Raw genomic sequence first — 18,700 nt, 5'->3', positions numbered from 1 at the left:
GCCGGGCTTTTGCGGCGCATTCTGGACACCAAAAGGAGAGTATCTGCATGAAAGTTCTGCTCATCAACGGCAGCCCCCACGAAAAGGGCTGCACCTATACCGCCCTTTCGCTCATTGCAAAGGAACTGAACGATGCCGGTGTGGACACTGAGATCCTGCATGTCGGCGGCAAACCCGTGGGTGGCTGCATCGGCTGCGGCGGCTGTGCCGCAGGCAATGGCTGCGTGTTTGGCGGTGTGGTCAACGAGGCCATCGAGAAGGCCAAAACTGCCGATGGCTTCGTGTTCGGCAGCCCGGTGCACTATGCATCCGCATCCGGCAACATGACCAGCTTCATGGACCGCCTTGCCTACGCAGGCGGCAGATATCTGGCCTACAAGCCCGCCGCCATCTGCTGCTCGGCCCGCCGCGCCGGCACCACCACCACGCTGGACCAACTGGTAAAGTACCCGCAGTTCTTCCACATGCCGCTGGTGAACGGCTCCTACTGGGCCATGGTGCACGGCTCCAACACCGAGCAGGTGCTGCAGGATGCCGAGGGCTGCGCCGTAATGCAGGAGCTGGGCCGCAACATGGCATGGCTGCTGCACTGCATCGAAGCAGGCAGGGCCGCAGGCTTTGAACACCCGCAGAACCCCAAGCGCCCCATGACCAATTTTATCCGCTGATCGGAAAATCAATTTCTGATCCAAAGGCCCAGAACAGTCCGTAAGCTGCTCTGAGCCTCTTTTTCTTTGCAGTCCACACCATTTCGTGCCAAAAACAGCAAAAAACCTTTTTCAAAGCGCCTTCCGCTTCTTTTTTCGTTCATAAGTTTGTGTTACTATAAGATGTAAAGTGATTTTAGCAGGATGGAGACCCTTGTATGGAACACTACGATTGGAACGAAGGCTGGCTGTTCACGCCCCGGTTCGACCCGGCACTGGTGCGGCCGGAGTGCGGACTGGAACTGGAACCGGTGCGCATCCCCCACACTGTGCGGGTGCTGCCCTACAATTACTGCAACGAAAATGAATACCAGTGCCTGTGCGGCTACCGGCGGGAGTTTTTTGCACCCAGAGAGTGGACAGGCCGCACTGTTCTGCTCACCTTTGGTGCCGTTGCCCATGACGCGACCGTGTTCTGCAACGGGCGGCGGCTGTTCCACCACGCCTGCGGCTACACCGCCTTTACGGTAGATCTGACCAGTGCTTTGCGTCTGGGCCAGAAAAACGTTGTAGCTGTGCGCTGCGACAGCCGCGAGGATCTGAACATTCCGCCCTTTGGCGGGCAGATCGATCACCTGACCTACGGCGGCATCTACCGTGCCGTCAGTCTGGACATCAAGGAGCCCGCTTACCTGCGGGATGTGTTCATCGAGGCAAAGGCCGAGGGCGATTTCCGCATCTATACCTCCACCGTGGGTGAGACGGTAGGCTGCACACTGCAGGCCGAGATCCGCAGCCCTTCCGGCAGCCGCGCCGCCTACAGCGGCGAGCTTTCCCTGCCCATCACCGGCGTGCTGAACGGTGTGCACCCGTGGAGCATCGAGCATCCCACCCTGTACGCCCTCACCGTACAGCTGATCCGCCCCGGCTCTGCCGGTCTGCCGGACCGTGTGCTGGACGAAAAGACCATCCGCTTCGGTTTCCGCACCGTGCAGTTCGTGGCGGGTGGGCTGTACCTGAACGGTCAGCGCGTGGAGCTGCGGGGCTTGAACCGCCACCAGAGCTACGCCTATCAGGGCTATGCCATGCCGGACAGCATCCAGCGGCTGGATGCTCAGATCCTGAAAAAAGACCTTGGCTGCAACGCAGTGCGCACCAGCCATTCCCCCCAGAGCCCGGCGTTTCTGGATGCCTGCGATGAGCTGGGGCTGCTGGTGTTCACCGAGATGCCCGGCTGGCGGTACATCGGCGACGAGAGCTGGAAGGCGCAGGCCCTGCAGAACTGCCGCGAGATGGTGTGCCAGTGCCGCAACCACCCCAGCATCTTTTTGTGGGGTGCCCGTGTGAACGGCAGCGCCGACGACGAAGCGTTTTATAAGCGCACCAACGAGGCCATCCACCGGCTGGACCCCACCCGCCCCACGGCAGGCGCGCGGAACCACCGCAAGAGCCAGCTGCTGGAGGATGTTTACGCCTACAACGATTACTCTTACCGTGGGCGCGGTGCCGCCTGCGAAGCCCGCGCCGCGGTGACTTCCGATCCCCGCAAGGGCTACCTCATCAGCGAATTCGGCGGGCAGCAGCTGCCCACCAAGCCCTTTGACGACGAGACCCACCGGCTGGTGCAGGCTCTGCGCTATGCCGCCGGGATCAACGATTCCATTGCGCAGCAGGGTGTGGCCGGCAGCTTTGGCTGGTGCATGGCTGATTACAACACCCACCGGGAATTTGGCAGCGGCGACCGCATCTGCTACCACGGTGTGATGGATATGTTCCGCAACCCGAAACTTTCGGCGGCGGTATATGCAAGCCAGAAAACGCCGCGTTCCCCCTCGGACATCGTGCTGGAGGTCTCTTCCGGCATGGCACTGGGCGACCTGCCCGGCGGCGTTCCCACGGCCTGCTGGGTGTTCACCAACGCCGAAAGCGTGCGACTGTACCGCGGCAACGACTACATTGCCGAGTTCACGCCTGATCGGCACGGCCGTTTTGCCGCCATGACGCATCCGCCCATTGAGATCAACGATTTTGTGGGTTCTTTGTTGGAAAAGTACGAGGGCATGGACCTGGCCTCCGCCCAGATGACAGCCGCTATCCTGAACGAGATGCGCCGGGATGCCATGGAGCTTTCGCCGCTTTCCAAGGCGCGGATGCTTTCGCTGCGGCTGAGCTGGAACGAGGTAGCCCGCATGTATTACAAATACATCGGCGTGCTGGGCACACCGTGCGCAGCCTACCGTTTTGAAGCCGTGTGGCATGGCCGCACCGTGCGCACCGTGGTGCGGGAGCCGGTGCAGAGCGTCCGGCTGGAATGCACCGTGCACAACCCCATCCTCACCGACGGCCCCACCTGGGACTGCGCCGCTGTCAGCCTGCGCGCCATCGACCAGAACGGAAGCCTGCTGCCCTACTGCGGCGAAGCCGTTCAGCTGAGCGTGGACGGCCCGCTGAAGATCATTGGTCCCAGCGTGGTGCCGCTGCGCGGCGGCATGGCGGGCACCTACCTTGCCACCACCGGCGAAGCGGGCCGCGCCGTGCTGCACTGCCGCATGGAAGGTGCGCTGGATACCGATGCCGTGGTGACCATCCGTTGCCGGGAAGCTTAATTTCCGTCCCTTCATGATAGATTTGCACTCTGTTCAAAATTTCATCATGGTTGACTGGTATCCTAAGAACTGTAAAATAACGGCGGGCGCGCCCGCTTTGATTCCAAAACAAAGGATGCAGGAGTTATGAGAGAAAAATTCCGTCAGTTTATGATCGGCCGCTACGGTACCGATGGCCTGAACCAGTTTTTGAGCATCGCGTCCATCGTGCTGCTGCTGATCTCGCTGCTCACCCGCTTCAGCCTGTTCACATGGCTGGGTCTGGTGCTGCTGGTGCTGTGCTACTACCGCTCGCTCAGCCGCAACATTTCCAAGCGCACGGAGGAGAACTACCAGTACTATGCCCTGAAGGACCGCGTAGACCGTAAGTTCCGCGGTCTGAAGGATCAGTGGGCCAACCGCAAGCTCTACCACTACTACCGCTGCCCCAAGTGCCGCCAGAAGCTGCGTGTGCCCCGTGGCCGCGGCCGCATCCAGATCTCCTGCCCGCGCTGCGGCACCCAGTTCATCAAAAAGAGCTGAGCGGCCATGTTTGGTTATGTTGTGCCCAATCAGGCCGCGCTTTCGGACGAAGCACAAAAGCGCTACCGCACCGCCTACTGCGGGCTGTGCCGCCGCATCGACGCACTGCACGGCCTGCGGGGCCGCTTTACGCTGAGCTATGACCTCACCTTCCTGAACCTGCTGCTGTGCAGCCTGTACGAGGGCGAGACCGAAGCTTCTTCCGGCCACGACCGGTGCCCCATCCACCCCTTGGGCGGTGTGGAATGGCGGGCGGCCTCCCCCACCGATTACTGTGCAGATCTGAGCGTAGCCTTGCACTACTACAACGCCGAGGATAAGTGGAAGGACGACCGCAGCCTGCTGGGCCTTGGATATAAAAAGCTGCTTACCGGCTGTAAGCAGGCTGCCGAGAGCCGCTGGCCCCGTCAGTGCAGCGCCATCCGCACCTGTCTGGACAGGCTGGCAGAATATGAAGCTGCCGGGAGCGAAGATCTGGATGCCGTGTCCGGCTGCTTTGGCGAGCTGATGGCAGAGCTGTTCGACTACCGGCAGGATCACTGGTCGCCGGAGCTGCGCAGCATCGGCTTCCATCTGGGCAAGTTCATCTACCTGCTGGATGCCTATGACGATCTGGAGCACGACCAGCGCAAGGGGGCCTACAATCCGCTGAAAGCACTCAGTCAGCAGCCCGGCTATGAGGAAGAGATGAAAGAGATCTTTGAGCTGCTGCTGGCGCAGTGTGCCCAGAGCTTTGAACGCCTGCCCTGTGTGGAGGACGCAGACCTGCTGCGCAACATCCTTTACTCCGGCGTATGGCTCAAATACAACTGCAAAACAGCCAAGCAGGCCCGCAGCCGTGGCTGAATGGCGGCTTTGTCTTGATTTTTCCACGGCAATACGGTAGACTATAAACATTGCGCGGCACTGTGGCTGCGCGAAATGAGACGTGAGGAAGTATATCCATGAGAGACCCCTATGAGGTGCTGGGCGTTTCGCGCGGCGCAAGCGATGACGAGATCAAAAAAGCATACCGCGCCAAGTGCAAGCGCTGGCACCCGGACCTGAACCCCAACGATCCTACCGCCGAGGAGCACTTCAAGGAAGTGCAGGCGGCTTACGATGCCATTACCAAGGGCGAGACCGGCCCCCAGATGGGCGGAAATCCCTACGGCAGCTACCAACAACAGGGTTACGGCCAGCAGAGCTACCAGCAGCAGGGTTATCAGAACGGTTACGGCGGTTTTGACGGATTCGATGGCTTTGACCCGTTCGGTTTCGGGTTTGGCTTTGGCGGCTACCAGCAGGGTTACGGCCAGCAGGGCGCAAGCTATTCTGGCTCCGACAGCCCGGAGATGCAGGCCGCCCGCAACTTTGTGGCCAATGGCCGCTATGCGGAGGCCCGCCGCGTGCTGGACGGCATGACCGGCCGCAATGCCCGGTGGTATTATCTTTCCTCCCTCGCAAATCAGGGCTTGGGCAACCGCATCGATGCGCTGCAGGATGCCCGCCGTGCCGTGCAGCTGGACCCGGGCAACACCGAGTACCAGATGCACCTGCGCCGGATGCAGAACCCCGGCCAGACCTACCGCACCACACAGGCCACCTACACCAGCCCCGGCGGCCTGATGCAGTGGTGCTGGAGCATGATCCTGCTGAACCTGCTTTGCAACTGCTGCTGCGGCGGCTGGGGCTTCCATTTCCGCATGTGATCCCGTTTTTCTCATAAGATACAGCAAGACCCCGCACCTTCTGGTGCGGGGTCTTGTTTTTGCTTTACGACATCACTTTACGGTGATGTTGCGGCTGATCTTGCTGCAGGAGTAATTGCCGCCGATCTCTGCCGTCTGCACATAGGTGCCCGGCTCTGTGGGCAGCTCGCTGGTGGCATCACAGCCCCAGCCGGACTTCTTGTAGCTGTAGCGGATCTTATCGGTGGGCACCACCTGACCATCCACTTCCAGCACAGCCGCTTCATTGAAGCTCTGCAGCTCTTCGGCGGTCATGGGCTTTTCGGCCTGCTGTGCCCAGTACATGCGCACGCCGTTTGTCTTGGGCTTGATCTTGAACATGGCAAAGCCTGCGGTGTTCATATCGCTGCTTTCCAGCGCCAGTGCACCGGCCACATAGTTGCCGGCATCCACCGGCTGCTCGTCCAGATAAATACGGCTGAACGCGCCCTCCGGCAGATACTTGCGGATCAGGTTCAGCGCAAGGCGCAGGCCGTTGGACACCTGATCGATGGTAGGTACATAGAAGTGCAGCACATCCATCACCGAGACGGCCTCATCGGCCACCCGCAGCAGCACGCTGACATCGTTGCCGTCGATCAGCTGCTTGAGGTAGCTGTACACATTGAACTCCTCTGCCTGATCCGGTGTCTTGGACATCTTCTTGGGCAGCGGGATCATCTTGAGCAGCGTGCGGATCTTATCCGACAGCACCAGCGTCACATAGCCATTCGCTTCGCCGCCAACGCCCACCACAACACCAATATACTGGGTATCGGCAGGTTTGGTCTGCACCTCCAGCTTGTAGTTGGAGCCATAAACAAGGTCGCCCGTGGCTTTGAGCCGGATGGAAACCATATCATTCTGCTGCTCCAGCGCTGCATTTTCCTGCGGCAGAGCTGCTGCGGCAAACACCGGCGTTGCTGCCGCGCTGAGCATGAACACTGCTGCCAGTGCAAGAGCTATCAATCGTTTGGCCTTCATTGCTTAAGACCTCCTTATTCTGTAAAGGGATCGCACAGCCGCGCCCCACGGCACGCTGCGTCGGGAACCGGCATGATACCATGCCTGTTGTGCCTCGATTTTACCGCAAAACGCTGTTTTGGTCAATAACGTGATTCAAGTAATTCAATTTTTTTACATTTTATGCAAAAAAGAGGAACCTGCCCTCTTCCAGTGGTTTCTCCCTCAAGTTCATTCATCAATAAAATATTCCGGGTGGACGCTGCGGGCCTGCGCCACCGACTGCTTATACCGGCTCAGGTGGCTTTCCAGCGCTTCGCTCACGTCGTCCGCGCTGCCGTGCAGCAGTGCTTCCAGAATTGCCGTGTGCGAGGAGCAGACCGACTTGTTTTCCTCGGTCTGCAGGCTGAACTTGCGGATGCGCTCCACATGCTGCAGGCTGGCCAGCATGTGGTCGTAGTGAGCTTCCATGCCGCACAACTCAAAGGATTTGCGGTGGAATGCATTATCCAGCTCCAGCATACGGGCAGTGCGGTCCGGCTGGCTCATATCCGCTTCCAGCTCACGGTATGTCTCAATGTTGCTGCGGTATTCTTCCTCCTGCCGGGGTGTCACATGGCCGCGCAGCCGGTTCAGGATCTCTTTTTCCAGTGTATAGCGGGCAAACTGCTCCATCTCCATCAACTTCAGGTTGATGGGTGCCACATGGGTGCCGCTCTGCGGTTTGATGTCCACCATGCGGGCCAGATTGAGCATCAGCAAAGCCTCCCGCATGGGCGTGCGGCTGATGCCCAGCTCTTCGGCCAGCTCCCGGTCATTCAGCGGATCACCGGGCTTCAGCTCCATCGTGATGATCCGGCTGCGGATAGTCTGGTATGCCGTTTCGCGCGCACTCAGTGATGACATGTGGTCTCTCTCCCTTCAACCTCCGGTGTAAAGCAAAAATTGATATACTAGTATTGAAGTTATCAAGACCATATTACCCAACCACAGGGCGGCTGTCAAGTGTAGCTGCAACTAAAAATCGCCAACATTTTTCTCTGTTTTGTCAAGACAGGCCTCATGGCAGCACAAAAGCCCTCCGGGTGAAGGGCTTTTGCTGCGTTTACTTTTTAGCGGAACGGTACACCACCGGCGCCCACACAAAGGCCACAGCCAGACCGCACACCACATCAATGATGGAGTGCTGCTTGGTGAACACGGTGGACGCACAGATCAGTGCAGCCCACACCCAGGCCAGAATTTTCAGGGCCGGGCGCTCCTTTGCCAGCTTGCTGTGGCTGAACGCCATTGCCATGCAGGCCGTGCTTTGGCAATGGATGGACGGGCACACATTGACCGAGGCGTCCGCCCTCCAGATCAGCTGCATGATGCTCATTGCAATGTTGCTGCGGCCCACCGCATCCACTGTGGGGCGGATATCCAGACCGTTGGGCAGCAGCATGTACAGGATCAGGCAGAAGGTCATGCCGGAAAACATGGTCAGGCAGAGCTTATCGTAGCTTTGGGTGTCGCACCACCACAGCAGGGCCGTCACACCAGCCAGCAGCACAAACCAGCTGCAATACGGAAAGATGAACCACTCATTGAAGGGGATCAGATCATCAAGTGGGGCGTGGATGATATATTTGGGATCTTTGATGGTCAGATCCAGCCAGAAGAACCAGATCAGATACACCACCCAGTACAGCTGGAACCACAGGTGCGGGCGGCGCCGGCTCCACAATTGTTTGGGATTCATGGTATTTCTCCTATATTTTCAATGTGATGACGTATGATTATACCACATCACGCCATCTTGCGCAAACCTTTCCGGTGCGATAAAATAAAAAGAGTGTTGTAAACCTGCGCTCTGTTTTTGAGCGTATCTATTATAAAAGGAGCCATTATGTTGCAAAGCTTTCCCCCTGTCCGCCTTGCCGCGCTGGATCTGGACGGCACCCTGCTGAACCGGAACAACGAGGTCACCCTTGCCACCCGTCAAGCCATTGCCCGCGCTGTAGAGCATGGCGTGGTGGTGGTGCCCGCCACAGGCCGCCCGCTGGCCAGCCTGCCGCCTGTTGTGGCAAAGCTGCCCGGCATCCGGTATGCCATCACCTCCAACGGTGCCGCCGTGTGGGACCTTGGCGATGCCCCCATGGGTGCTGTGCACAGCCGCTATGCCAATGCCGCCCAGCGCCATACCAGTGAGCCCGCCTGCCTGATGCACCGCCTGATGCCGGCAGAAGTGGCACGGGAAGCTTTTGACCTGTTCCAGCAGTACGATGGCGAGCTGAGCGTATTCAGCGACGGCCTTGCCATCAAGACTCCGGAGGGCATTGCAAAGCTCACCTCCCGCACCGCCCACTTTCTCTCCTCCGAGGCGCGGCAGAACCTGACCGACGGCCGCTTTACCGTCATTCCCGGCATCGAGAGCTGGATGTCCCGCCATGCGCACGAGATTGAAAAACTGTGCATGTTCTTCGACAGCACCGAAAAGACCGCCGCTGCCCTGCCAAAGTTTCAGGCTATCCCGGGCGTGTCCGTGGTGCAGGGTTCGCCGGACAACATTGAAGTGACTGCTGCCGGTGTGGATAAGGGCAGTGCCCTGCTGGCTCTGGCCGACCTGCTGGGCATCCCCCACGAGAACACCCTTGCCGTGGGCGACAGCGAGAACGACCGCGCCATGCTGGAAAAGGCAGGGATCGCCGCTGTTATGGCCAACGGAATGCCCCAGATCAAGGCCATTGGCAGCATTGTGAGCGAAGCCGACTGCGACCACGACGGCGTTGCAGAGCTGTTCGGCAGGCTTGGTATTTGAGCAAACAGGGTCAAAACAGCCCCAATTTTCAGGTCATTCGTCATTTTTGTGCAATGTATACAAGCTCTTATGCAAAACATTGTGCTTGTTGAGCATTTCCAAACTCATTTCCGTCGTTTATACTAATAATATGAGCGCACAGTGGGTGCACCATGCCCAAACGGCAGCCCACGCGCACCAAGAGAGTTCAAACTAAAAGGAGAAATGCGTTATGAATCCCATCGTAGAAAAGGTCTATCAGATCGGCATTATCCCTGTTATCGCTTTTAACAGCGTTGATGAAGCCCTGCCCCTGTGCAAGGCTCTGGCTGACGGCGGTCTGCCCGCAGCTGAGGTCACCTTCCGCACCGCATGTGCTGAGGATTGCATCCGCAAGATCCACGAGGAGATGCCCGAGATGCTGCTGGGCGCAGGCACTGTCCTGACCACCGAGCAGGCTGACCGTGCAATGGCAGCTGGTGCTTCCTTCATCGTTGCTCCCGGCTTCGACCCCGAAGTCTGCAAGCACGTCATCGACAAGGGCGGCATCATGATGCCCGGCACCTGCTCTGCAGGCGAGATGCAGCAGGCTATGAACATGGGCTGCGAGGCCCTGAAGTTCTTCCCCGCTGAGGCAAACGGCGGTGTCGGCATGCTGAAGAACATCGGCGCTGCCCTGAAGAGCGCACGCTGGATGTGCACCGGCGGTGTCAACGCAAAGAACGTCAACGACTATCTGGGCTATGACCAGATCTTTGCTGTGGGCGGCACCTGGATGTGCAAGAGTGACGTGATCAAAGCCGGCGACTGGGCAAAGATCACTGCTCAGAGCAAGGAAGCTGTTGACACCATGCTGGGCCTGAAGCTGATGCACATTGGCATCAACACCGAGAACGAGGAAGAGGCCATGAAGGTGGCAAACATCATCGGCAGCCTGCTGAACATGAAGGTCGCTCCCGGCAACTCCAGCATCTTCGTCGGCAACAAGGAGTTCGAGATCATGAAGAAGGTCGGCCGCGGCACCAATGGCCACATCGCCATCGGCTGCAACAACGTGGATCGTGCCATCTATCACCTGTCTCAGCGCGGTGCCAAGTTCGATCTGGACAGCAAGGTTGTGAAGAACGGCAAGACCATCGCCTGCTACTTTGCAGACGAGATCGGCGGCTTCGCATTCCACCTGGTTCAGGCCTGAGCTCCGGCTCCCTTATCCGTGAAAGCCCTGCTGCGCCGGGGATGCCCCGCAGCAGAAGGTCATAAACACCTGTAAATAAAAGGAGAATAACCAATGAAAGTCGTTACTTTTGGCGAACTGATGGTCCGTCTGCAGCCGTTCAACTACGAGCGTTTCGTTCAGGCTAACAGCCTGGAGTTCACCTTCGGCGGCGGCGAGGCAAACGTTGCTGTTTCTCTGGCCAACTACGGTCTGGACGCAGCTTTCGTCACTAAGCTCCCCGCACACGCAATCGGTCAGGCCGCTGTCAACAGCCTGCGCCGTTACGGCGTTGACACCAGCATGATCACCCGCGGCGGCGATCGCGTTGGCATCTACTACAACGAGAAGGGTGCTTCTCAGCGTGGTTCCGTCTGCATCTACGACCGTGCCAACAGTGCCATCCAGCTGGCTCAGCCCTCCGACTTTGATTGGGATAAGATCTTCGAGGGCGTGGACTGGTTCCACTTCACCGGCATCACCCCGGCTCTGGGCGAGAATGTCGTCGAGATCTGCCGCGAGGCCTGCAAGGCTGCTAAGGCTCACGGCGTGAAGATCAGCTGCGACCTGAACTACCGCGGCAAGCTGTGGACCCGTGAGCAGGCCCGCGCTGCCATGACCGATCTGTGCCAGTATGTTGACGTGTGCATCTCCAACGAGGAAGACGCAAAGGACGTGTTCGGCATCGAGGCCGAGGCTACCGATATCTACGGCGGCAAGCTGAATGCCGAGGGCTACAAGAGCGTGGCTAAGCAGCTGGCTGACAAGTTCCACTTTGAGAAGGTCGCTATCACCCTGCGTGAGAGCCACAGCGCCTTCGACAACGGCTGGAGCGCTATGCTGTACGATGTTGCTTCCAATGAGTACTGCTTCTCCAAGAAGTACGACCTGCACATCATCGACCGCGTTGGCGGCGGCGACTCCTTCGGCGGCGGCCTGATCTACAGCCTGCTGACTGGCAAGACCACTCAGGAAGCTGTTGAGTTCGCTGTTGCTGCTTCTGCTCTGAAGCACTCCATCGAGGGCGACTACAACATGATGACCGTGTCCGAGGTCGAGAAGCTGGCTGGCGGCGACGGTTCCGGCCGTATCCAGCGCTAAGAGCAGGGAGGAGTCCAGAATGGATATCCGCTACTCCTGCAACCAGAAGGATTTCAAGCGCTATACCACCGAGGAAATGCGGGACGAAATGCTCATCACCGGCCTGTACAAGGCCGATGAGGTCGTTGCTGTGTACAGCCATGTGGACCGCATGGTCACGCTGGGCTGCATGCCGGTGCACGAGACCGTGTCAATCGACAAGGGCATCGACGTGTGGGCAAACTTCGGCACCCACTACTTTCTGGAGCGCCGCGAGATCGGCATGTTCAACATCGGCAAGGATTCCACCGGTATCGTGGTGGCCGACGGCGTAAAGTACGAGCTGGGCTATAAGGACTGCCTGTACATCACCAAGGGCACCAAGGAAGTCACCTTTGCTTCCGCCGACCCGGAGCATCCCGCCAAGTTCTACATGGTATCCGCTCCCGCACATTGCTCTTACGAGACCCGCCTGATCAAGATGGCTGATGCAAACCATCGTCCTCTGGGCAGCGTCGAGACCTGCAATAAGCGCACCATCAATCAGTTCATCCACCCGGATGTTCTGAAGACCTGCCAGCTCAGCATGGGTATGACCGAACTGGAATCCGGTTCCAACTGGAACACGATGCCCAGCCACACCCACGAGCGGCGCATGGAAATTTATACCTACTTTGAACTGCCCGAGGGGCAGGTGGTGTTCCACATGTGCGGCGAGCCTACCCAGACCCGCCACATCGTGATGCACAACGAGGATGCTGTCATCAGCCCTTCTTGGAGCATTCACAGCGGCGTAGGCACCTCGAACTATACGTTTATCTGGGCAATGGGCGGCGAGAACATGGAGTTTGACGACATGGACAACATCGCTACCACTGACCTGCGCTAAAAAGCACCATACACAAGCCCCGTACCGGGTCCACCGGTACGGGGCTTTTTGCTAAAAATTTAACTTGAGAAGGAGAACATCATGGATCTTTCCGCTTTCAACCTGCAGGGCAAGGTGGCTCTGATCACCGGCGGTGCCCACGGCATCGGTTTTTCCATCGCCGAAGGCATGGCCAAGTGCGGTGCCGCCATCTGCTTCAACTGCTCTTCCGAAGCAAGCCTTGAAAAGGGCCTTGCAGCATACAAGGCAGCCGGCATCGACGCACACGGCTATGTGGCCGACGTGTCCGATGAGGACGCTGTGAACGCCATGGTTGCAAAGATCAAGGCCGAGGTCGGCCCGGTGGACATTCTGGTAAACAATGCCGGTCTGATGAAGCGCGTGCCCATGACCGAGATGAGCCACGCCGACTTCATGCGGGTCATCGATGTGCATGTAGGCGGTGCCTTCAACTGCTCCAAGGCCGTTCTGCCGGACATGATGGAAAAGCGCGAGGGCAAGATCATCAACATATGCTCCATGATGAGCGAGCTGGGCCGCGAGACCGTCTCCGCCTACGCTGCCGCCAAGGGTGCACTGAAGATGCTCACCAAGAACATCGCCTCCGAGTACGGCGAGTACAACATCCAGTGTAACGGCATGGGCCCCGGCTACATCGCCACCGCCCAGACCGCACCTCTGCGGGAGGTGCAGCCGGACGGCAGCCGCCACCCCTTCGACCAGTTCATCACTGCCAAGACCCCCGCAGGCCGCTGGGGTGAGCCGGACGACATGGTGGGCCCCTGCGTGTTCCTTGCAAGCCACGCCTCCGATTTTGTGAACGGCCAGATCCTGTACGCCGACGGCGGCATTCTGGCTTACATCGGCCGCCAGCCCAAGTAAAGCCATTTGGGCGCTGCGCCTTCCTTAATCTTCCGACCAGACAGCTCTGTGCAGACCAAGATCTGCATGGGGCTGTCTTTTTACGAAGCGGCAAGCGGCCTTTCCTACAAAACATTGCTTCATGTGAACTCATGTTAAAATGTTCCAATTTCATGTCAAATCGGTAACAGTTCCTGTTTCATCGTTCAAAATGCACATATACGTCTTGATTTTTTGTCGAAATTCCCGTATAATCGTCTTCATCATCCATCACACCCTGTTGGTTGATCTGAATACGAAGAAATTTCAAAGGAGTATATTTCACATGAAACTCAAGAACATTGCGATCGTTGCTGCCGCTGCAGCACTGGCTGTTGGCATGACCGCCTGCGGTTCTTCCGCATCCTCCACCGCCGCTTCCTCTTCTGCGGCTTCTTCTGCTGCCGCTTCTTCCGAGGCTGCAAGCTCTGAGGCTGCTTCCAGTGAAGCTACTGAGCCCACCACCGCTGAGTACACTGTGTACAACACCACCGGTTCTACCGTCACCGAGCTGTACCTGTACGATGCAGGCAGCGACGAGAAGGGCGACAATCTGGCCGGCGAGAACGGTCTGGCTGACGGTGAGAACATCGTCATCACCCGCGATGTGGAGGCTGACAAGCAGTCCGACGTGACCTACATTCTGGAGTTCACCACCGAGGACGGCCAGACCCAGAGCTTTGAGACCCTGCACTATGAGGTCGCTCCCATCTCCCTGCTGAGTGTGGATGCCGCTGCAGGCGCTACCCCCATCGCTTTTACTGCACCGGAAAAGTAAAAACTGTTTCATCCTTGCAAAACGGGAAAGTCTGCAGGACTTTCCCGTTTTGTTTTTTAAAGAGGGCTGAGGCTGTCATTTTCCCTTGCAATCACGCCAAAAATCCGCTATCATAGACGCAAATACGTTCCCTTGCGGCATAAAGGAGTGGATTTTCTTATGGCAGAAAAAGAGATCAAGGGCATCAAAAAGTTTTTTGAAGAATTCAAGGCCTTCGCCATGCGCGGCAACGTGCTGGATATGGCAGTCGGTGTTGTGATCGGCGGTGCGTTCACGGCCATCGTCAACTCACTGGTGAACGACATCATCAACCCTGCCATCGGCCTGTTCTTCAACGCAGATTTCTCGGAAGTGGGCATCCATGTGGGTGATGTGATGATCGGCATTGGTGCATTCATCACCGCCATCATCAACTTCCTGATCGTGGCCTTTGTGCTGTTCGTGGTCATCAAGACCATCAACGCCCTGCACAAGAAGCCTGCTGAGCCGGAAGCTCCCGCAGAGCCCACCACCAAGGTGTGCCCCTACTGCCAGAGCGAGATCTCTATCAAGGCAGTGCGCTGCCCCCACTGCACCAGCAAGCTGGAGGGCTTCCCGGAGATCAACAATTAAATTTTGAATGGCCTCCGCTTTGCTCTGGCCATATTCAGCGGAATCATTTTCTAAATTACAAATCGGGAAAGTCTGCGGACTTTCCCGATTTGTTTTTTCACCCGCGGAGCCGCAAAGGCAAACAGCATAATCAACGCAAAACCTCCCTGCCCGGCCGCAGTCGCTGCGGTTCCAGAGCGGGGAGGTTTTACTTTATCCGGGAAAATGTGGAAGTCGGCCTCGGTCACAGCGCCGTTGTTGTCCACGGTGCCCTTGTAGAAGCGGGCAGACTGGATCTGGGCAGTGCCCATGCCGTCGCCGATGAACAGGAAGATGTACTTGGGTTTCTGGAACAGGCCCAGCATGCAGTTCTCCTCGTCGGCTGCGGCATCCGCGCCAACGTAAAAAGCCGGAAAGGGATGTAAAATCCTGCTCAAGTGCCACCACTTTTTCCACAAACGTCTCTGCAAGGGTTGAAAGATGATGGCATTTCATTGTACAATAAGAGAGTAAGTGCTTTTTTACCTTTATATAAATTGAGAGGATTTTATATGGCAGAGATCAAAGTTCTGGCACTGGATCTGGATGGCACCCTGACCAACAGCCAGAAGGAAGTTACACCCCGCACCCGCGCCGCACTGGATGCCGCAATTGCAAAGGGTGTCACCATCGTGCTGGCATCCGGCCGTCCCACCGCGGGCGTGCTGCCGCTGGCAAAGGAACTGGGGCTGGATAAAAAGGGCGGCTGCATCCTTTCCTACAACGGCGGCAAGATCATCGACTGCCGCACCGGCGAGACTTTGTACCAGAAACAGCTGGATGCCCAGTACGTACCCGAGCTGTGCGCCTTTGCCGCCGCACAGAACGTGACCATTATCACCTATAATAAAGAGGGCGTTGTCACCGAGCACCCGGACGACAAGTGGGCACTGCGCGAGTGCTTTACCTGCAAACTGCCCATGACCGGCGTGGACGATCTTGCCAAGTATGTGGATTACCCCATCTGCAAAATGCTCATCACGCTGGACCCCGCCCGCCGGGACGAGGTGTGGGCCGCCGGCAAAAAGCAGTTTGACGGTCGCATCGACCTGTACCCCTCCAGCCCGTTCTTTATTGAAGCCGTGCCGCTGGGCGTTGCCAAGGACGGCAGCCTTGCCGCCCTTTTGGAGCACATGGGCCTTGGCCGCGAAAACCTGATGGCCTGCGGCGACGGCCTGAACGACCGCTCCATGATCGAGTACGCTGGTGTGGGCGTGGCCATGCAGAACGCTGAAGCGCCGGTAAAGACCGTGGCCGACTATGTGACTGCCGCCGACAACGACCACGACGGTGTGGCCGAGGCTGTGGAGAAGTTTATTTTAAAGTAACGAGAGGAACACAAAACAATGCCACGCAATCTGGTTTTATTTGATCTGGAATGGAATATCGGCTACCAGCCGTATACCTTTAATTACCATGGCGTGCAGCAGACCTTCCGGGGCGAGATCGTGGAGATCGGTGCCGTGAAGATCGACGAGGATGCCAACGTGCTGGACACCTTTTCCATCCATCTGCGGCCCCGCATCTTCCGTAAGCTGCAGCATCACATTGCTAAAGTCACCGGCCTGACGCAGGCCGATCTGGACAAGGGTGAGCCCATCGTGCAGGGCCTGCGCCGCTTTATGCAGTGGTGCGGCCCGGATGCCGAATTTGCCGAGTGGGGCATGGATGACGTACCGGTGCTCAAGCAGAACCTGTACCTGTGCAACATCGACGAATCAAAGCCCACCGTCTGGTACGACCTGCAGCAGGTGTTCCTGCGGGAGCATCCCCGCAAAGAGGGCGAGGGCATGACGCTGGAAAGCGTCGTCACCCGCTTAGGGCTGCCCATGGAGCGGCAGTTCCACGATGCCCTTTCCGACACACTGTACACCGCCGATGTCTGCCGGATGCTGGACCTGCGGGCCGGTCTTGCGGCCTACCCCACTGAGGAGGAATCCCTGCGGGCCAGCCTGTGCCCCACCCCCGGCGACTACCGGGATTTTGAGGTATTCCGCGGCTATGTAGAGCAGTACACCTGGCGCACCGACCCCAAAATTTACACCATGAGCTGCCCGGAGTGCGGCGCACCGCTCAAGCCCGATGATGTATGGTTGAAAAAGGGCAGCAACAGCTGGTACACCCTGAGCCAGTGCCCCCACTGCGCCGGCAGCAGCAATGCCGCAGGCAAGGGTGTGTTCCAGCGCTACAAGCTGGCCCGCCGCGACGGCCTGCACTGGAGCTATGCCCGCTGCCTGCAGATCCCGGACGATGCTTCTCTTGCCCGGTGGGAAAAGCAGCGCACCGCCCAATTGGAACGCATGAAGGCCCGCGCAGAAAAGCAGGCTGCGGAGTAAAACAGCACCGGCAGCTTCGTAGTATCTCAAGGAGGCTGTGCACAGGGCAAAAAAATGTCGCTTTGTGTTCATGCTTGTGTCATACAATATGGATATACTACGGATAGAGGAACCTGCGGATGGGAAAGCGCAGGCGGAAGGGATGGATGTGCACAATGAACTTTTGGCTGCGCCAGCTGGGAACGCTGGAGTTCTGGGAAACTCTGCTGGACAGTTTTGGCAACCTTGGCCCCATTGCCCCCATCACGCTGGCCATGGTGGAGTCGTTTTTTCCGCCGCTGCCGCTCATTGCCATTGTGGCGCTGAATGTAGCGGCTCACGGCGGCATTCTGGGTTTCCTGTACAGCTGGGCCGGTGTGGCGCTGGGCGGCAGCATCATGTTCCTGCTGTGGCGGCGGGTGGTCAAGTGCTTCTTCTGGAAGTTTGCCTCCCGCTCGCCCAAGCTGGAAAAGGCTCAGCAGTGGGTGAACCGCTTTGACACTTCGTCGCTGTTCATGCTCACGCTGCTGCCCTTCGCGCCAAGCTCCTTTATGCATCTGGCCTTTGGCATCTCGGACTTTGACGAAAAGCGCTATCTCATTACCATGCTGCTGGGCAAGGGCGTGATGATCGCCATGATGGCAGTGTTTGGGCAGTCGCTGGTCAGTTCCATGAAGAACCCGGTGTATCTGGTGCTGGCCGTTCTGCTGTGGGGCGGGATGTACTGGGTGAGCAAACAGTTCTGTAAAAAACACAATCTGGAATAATAATTCAGAATGCCCTCCACATTCGCTCTGGGCATATTTAGCGGAAAAATATTTTTATAATAGGGCAACAGCAGACAGCCTGCGGGCTGTCTGCTGTTGCATTTTCACAGTAATGGCCCAAAAGGCAAACTCCATCTGTTGCGCTTATTTCCTTCGGAAATGACCGCGCAACCGGAAAATATGCCGCTTGCAACTACAGCCCCTTCCGTAAAAAAGCAAACCAGCCAAGCCCGCAGGCTTGGCTGGTTTGCAATATAAAAATTATTTTATGCCCAGAGCAAAGCGGAGGGCATTTAAAATCGTTCCCTTCCCCTTGACATTCACTTTGACTGCTGTATAATATGTATGCTATCAAACAGTTTTATTTGAAACTGTTCAATGCCAAAACAACCATGAAGGACAAAACCATGATGTGTGACGAAACCAAAAACGAGTGCTGCAATCACGCCGATCCCCCTTGGGAAGGCCCACAGGTCATCCCGGCGCAGATCCGCCGGGTGGACAACCTGATCTTCCGCAAGATCAACCAGTTTGCCCGCGAAAATGACGTGGAGCAGGCCACCCCCATGCACGGGTGGATCATTGGGTATCTCTACCGCCACCGGGACACCCCCGTGTTCCAGCGGGACATTGAGCGAGAGTTTTCCATCACCCGCTCTACCGTGACCAACATCCTGCAATTGATGGAGCGCAAGGGCTATATTGAGCGGCGCAGCGTGCCGCAGGATGCCCGGCTCAAGCAGCTGGTGCTCACCGAAGAGGGCATCTGCTTCCACGAAAAGACGATGCTCTGCTTCCACCAGACCGACGACTATGTGGCCGGGCTGCTGACAACGGAGGAAAATACCGAGCTGCTGCGGCTTTTAAACAAGCTGCGGGAAGCTCTGCAGTGATGCAGTTTG

At 57.8% G+C, this 18,700-nt stretch carries 20 protein-coding genes; 16 read left to right on the top strand and 4 right to left on the bottom strand.

Annotated elements, in window-relative coordinates:
- The first annotated feature begins 47 nt into the window (after positions 1-47).
- From DWV57_RS10410 to DWV57_RS10390, 5 genes are all read left to right on the top strand, one after another.
- Positions 48-668 carry a flavodoxin family protein gene (locus tag DWV57_RS10410; protein ID WP_120020738.1) on the top strand — a complete coding sequence of 207 codons (621 nt, stop codon included), beginning with the start codon at positions 48-50 and terminating at the stop codon, positions 666-668.
- Positions 669-865: 197 nt separating this feature from the next.
- Positions 866-3,253, top strand: a complete 2,388-nt coding sequence (locus DWV57_RS10405; RefSeq protein ID WP_120020737.1) for a glycoside hydrolase family 2 TIM barrel-domain containing protein — start codon at positions 866-868, stop codon at positions 3,251-3,253.
- A gap of 126 nt (positions 3,254-3,379) precedes the next feature.
- Positions 3,380-3,775, top strand: a complete 396-nt coding sequence (locus DWV57_RS10400) for a hypothetical protein (protein WP_005944061.1) — start codon at positions 3,380-3,382, stop codon at positions 3,773-3,775.
- Positions 3,776-3,781: 6 nt separating this feature from the next.
- Positions 3,782-4,621 (top strand): DUF5685 family protein, encoded by an 840-nt coding sequence (locus DWV57_RS10395; protein ID WP_120020736.1) that lies wholly within the window; start codon positions 3,782-3,784, stop codon positions 4,619-4,621.
- A 98-nt stretch (positions 4,622-4,719) separates the two neighbouring features.
- Positions 4,720-5,466 carry a J domain-containing protein gene (locus DWV57_RS10390; protein ID WP_120020735.1) on the top strand — a complete coding sequence of 249 codons (747 nt, stop codon included), beginning with the start codon at positions 4,720-4,722 and terminating at the stop codon, positions 5,464-5,466.
- Between the two features lie 72 nt (positions 5,467-5,538).
- Here DWV57_RS10390 and DWV57_RS10385 read toward each other — a convergent pair whose 3' ends face one another.
- The 3 genes from DWV57_RS10385 to DWV57_RS10375 all read right to left on the bottom strand — a co-directional run bounded on the left by DWV57_RS10385 (position 5,539) and on the right by DWV57_RS10375 (position 8,188).
- Positions 5,539-6,468 (bottom strand): hypothetical protein, encoded by a 930-nt coding sequence (locus DWV57_RS10385; protein ID WP_120020734.1) that lies wholly within the window; start codon positions 6,466-6,468, stop codon positions 5,539-5,541.
- 210 nt (positions 6,469-6,678) lie between these two features.
- Positions 6,679-7,353, bottom strand: a complete 675-nt coding sequence (locus DWV57_RS10380; protein WP_120020733.1) for a GntR family transcriptional regulator — start codon at positions 7,351-7,353, stop codon at positions 6,679-6,681.
- Between the two features lie 199 nt (positions 7,354-7,552).
- Positions 7,553-8,188: a phosphatase PAP2 family protein gene (locus DWV57_RS10375; RefSeq protein ID WP_097777426.1), complete on the bottom strand. Its 636-nt coding sequence runs from the start codon at positions 8,186-8,188 to the stop codon at positions 7,553-7,555.
- Between the two features lie 147 nt (positions 8,189-8,335).
- Between DWV57_RS10375 and DWV57_RS10370 the strand changes: the two genes are divergently transcribed.
- From DWV57_RS10370 to mscL, 7 genes are all read left to right on the top strand, one after another.
- A complete protein-coding gene (locus DWV57_RS10370) occupies positions 8,336-9,247 on the top strand; it encodes an HAD-IIB family hydrolase (protein ID WP_120020732.1) in 912 nt (303 codons plus the stop codon).
- Positions 9,248-9,458: 211 nt separating this feature from the next.
- The gene (gene eda, locus DWV57_RS10365; RefSeq protein ID WP_120020731.1) at positions 9,459-10,421 is read left to right on the top strand and encodes a bifunctional 4-hydroxy-2-oxoglutarate aldolase/2-dehydro-3-deoxy-phosphogluconate aldolase; all 963 of its coding nucleotides are present in this window, start codon (positions 9,459-9,461) and stop codon (positions 10,419-10,421) included.
- 93 nt (positions 10,422-10,514) lie between these two features.
- A complete protein-coding gene (locus DWV57_RS10360; protein ID WP_097777423.1) occupies positions 10,515-11,540 on the top strand; it encodes a sugar kinase in 1,026 nt (341 codons plus the stop codon).
- A gap of 19 nt (positions 11,541-11,559) precedes the next feature.
- Positions 11,560-12,408, top strand: coding sequence for a 5-dehydro-4-deoxy-D-glucuronate isomerase (gene kduI, locus DWV57_RS10355; RefSeq protein WP_005944042.1), 849 nt, complete (start codon positions 11,560-11,562; stop codon positions 12,406-12,408).
- 81 nt (positions 12,409-12,489) lie between these two features.
- Entirely contained in the window at positions 12,490-13,290 is an 801-nt protein-coding gene (locus tag DWV57_RS10350; protein ID WP_118528677.1) for a gluconate 5-dehydrogenase, read from the top strand.
- A gap of 304 nt (positions 13,291-13,594) precedes the next feature.
- On the top strand, positions 13,595-14,086 hold the full coding sequence (locus tag DWV57_RS10345; RefSeq protein ID WP_120020730.1) for a cytochrome C: 492 nt from the start codon (positions 13,595-13,597) through the stop codon (positions 14,084-14,086).
- Positions 14,087-14,245: 159 nt separating this feature from the next.
- Positions 14,246-14,698 carry a large conductance mechanosensitive channel protein MscL gene (gene mscL, locus DWV57_RS10340; RefSeq protein ID WP_120020729.1) on the top strand — a complete coding sequence of 151 codons (453 nt, stop codon included), beginning with the start codon at positions 14,246-14,248 and terminating at the stop codon, positions 14,696-14,698.
- A gap of 50 nt (positions 14,699-14,748) precedes the next feature.
- Here mscL and DWV57_RS14820 read toward each other — a convergent pair whose 3' ends face one another.
- A complete protein-coding gene (locus tag DWV57_RS14820; RefSeq protein WP_243112345.1) occupies positions 14,749-15,114 on the bottom strand; it encodes a hypothetical protein in 366 nt (121 codons plus the stop codon).
- 114 nt (positions 15,115-15,228) lie between these two features.
- On the opposite strand from DWV57_RS14820, the gene DWV57_RS10330 reads away from it, so the two are divergent.
- The 4 genes from DWV57_RS10330 (at position 15,229) to DWV57_RS10315 (ending at position 18,691) form a co-directional block, all read left to right on the top strand.
- Positions 15,229-16,044, top strand: a complete 816-nt coding sequence (locus tag DWV57_RS10330; protein ID WP_120020728.1) for a Cof-type HAD-IIB family hydrolase — start codon at positions 15,229-15,231, stop codon at positions 16,042-16,044.
- 18 nt (positions 16,045-16,062) lie between these two features.
- Positions 16,063-17,052, top strand: a complete 990-nt coding sequence (locus DWV57_RS10325; protein WP_120020727.1) for a 3'-5' exonuclease — start codon at positions 16,063-16,065, stop codon at positions 17,050-17,052.
- 155 nt (positions 17,053-17,207) lie between these two features.
- A complete protein-coding gene (locus tag DWV57_RS10320) occupies positions 17,208-17,798 on the top strand; it encodes a VTT domain-containing protein (protein WP_242959224.1) in 591 nt (196 codons plus the stop codon).
- Positions 17,799-18,205: 407 nt separating this feature from the next.
- Complete coding sequence (locus tag DWV57_RS10315; RefSeq protein WP_243089089.1) at positions 18,206-18,691, top strand: MarR family transcriptional regulator; 486 nt, start codon at positions 18,206-18,208, stop codon at positions 18,689-18,691.
- Positions 18,692-18,700: the final 9 nt, after the last annotated feature.

This window comes from Faecalibacterium sp. AF10-46 (assembly GCF_003604105.1).
Classification (GTDB): Bacteria; Bacillota; Clostridia; order Oscillospirales; family Ruminococcaceae; genus Faecalibacterium; species Faecalibacterium taiwanense.
This window is presented reverse-complemented; position numbering and strand designations above follow the sequence as displayed.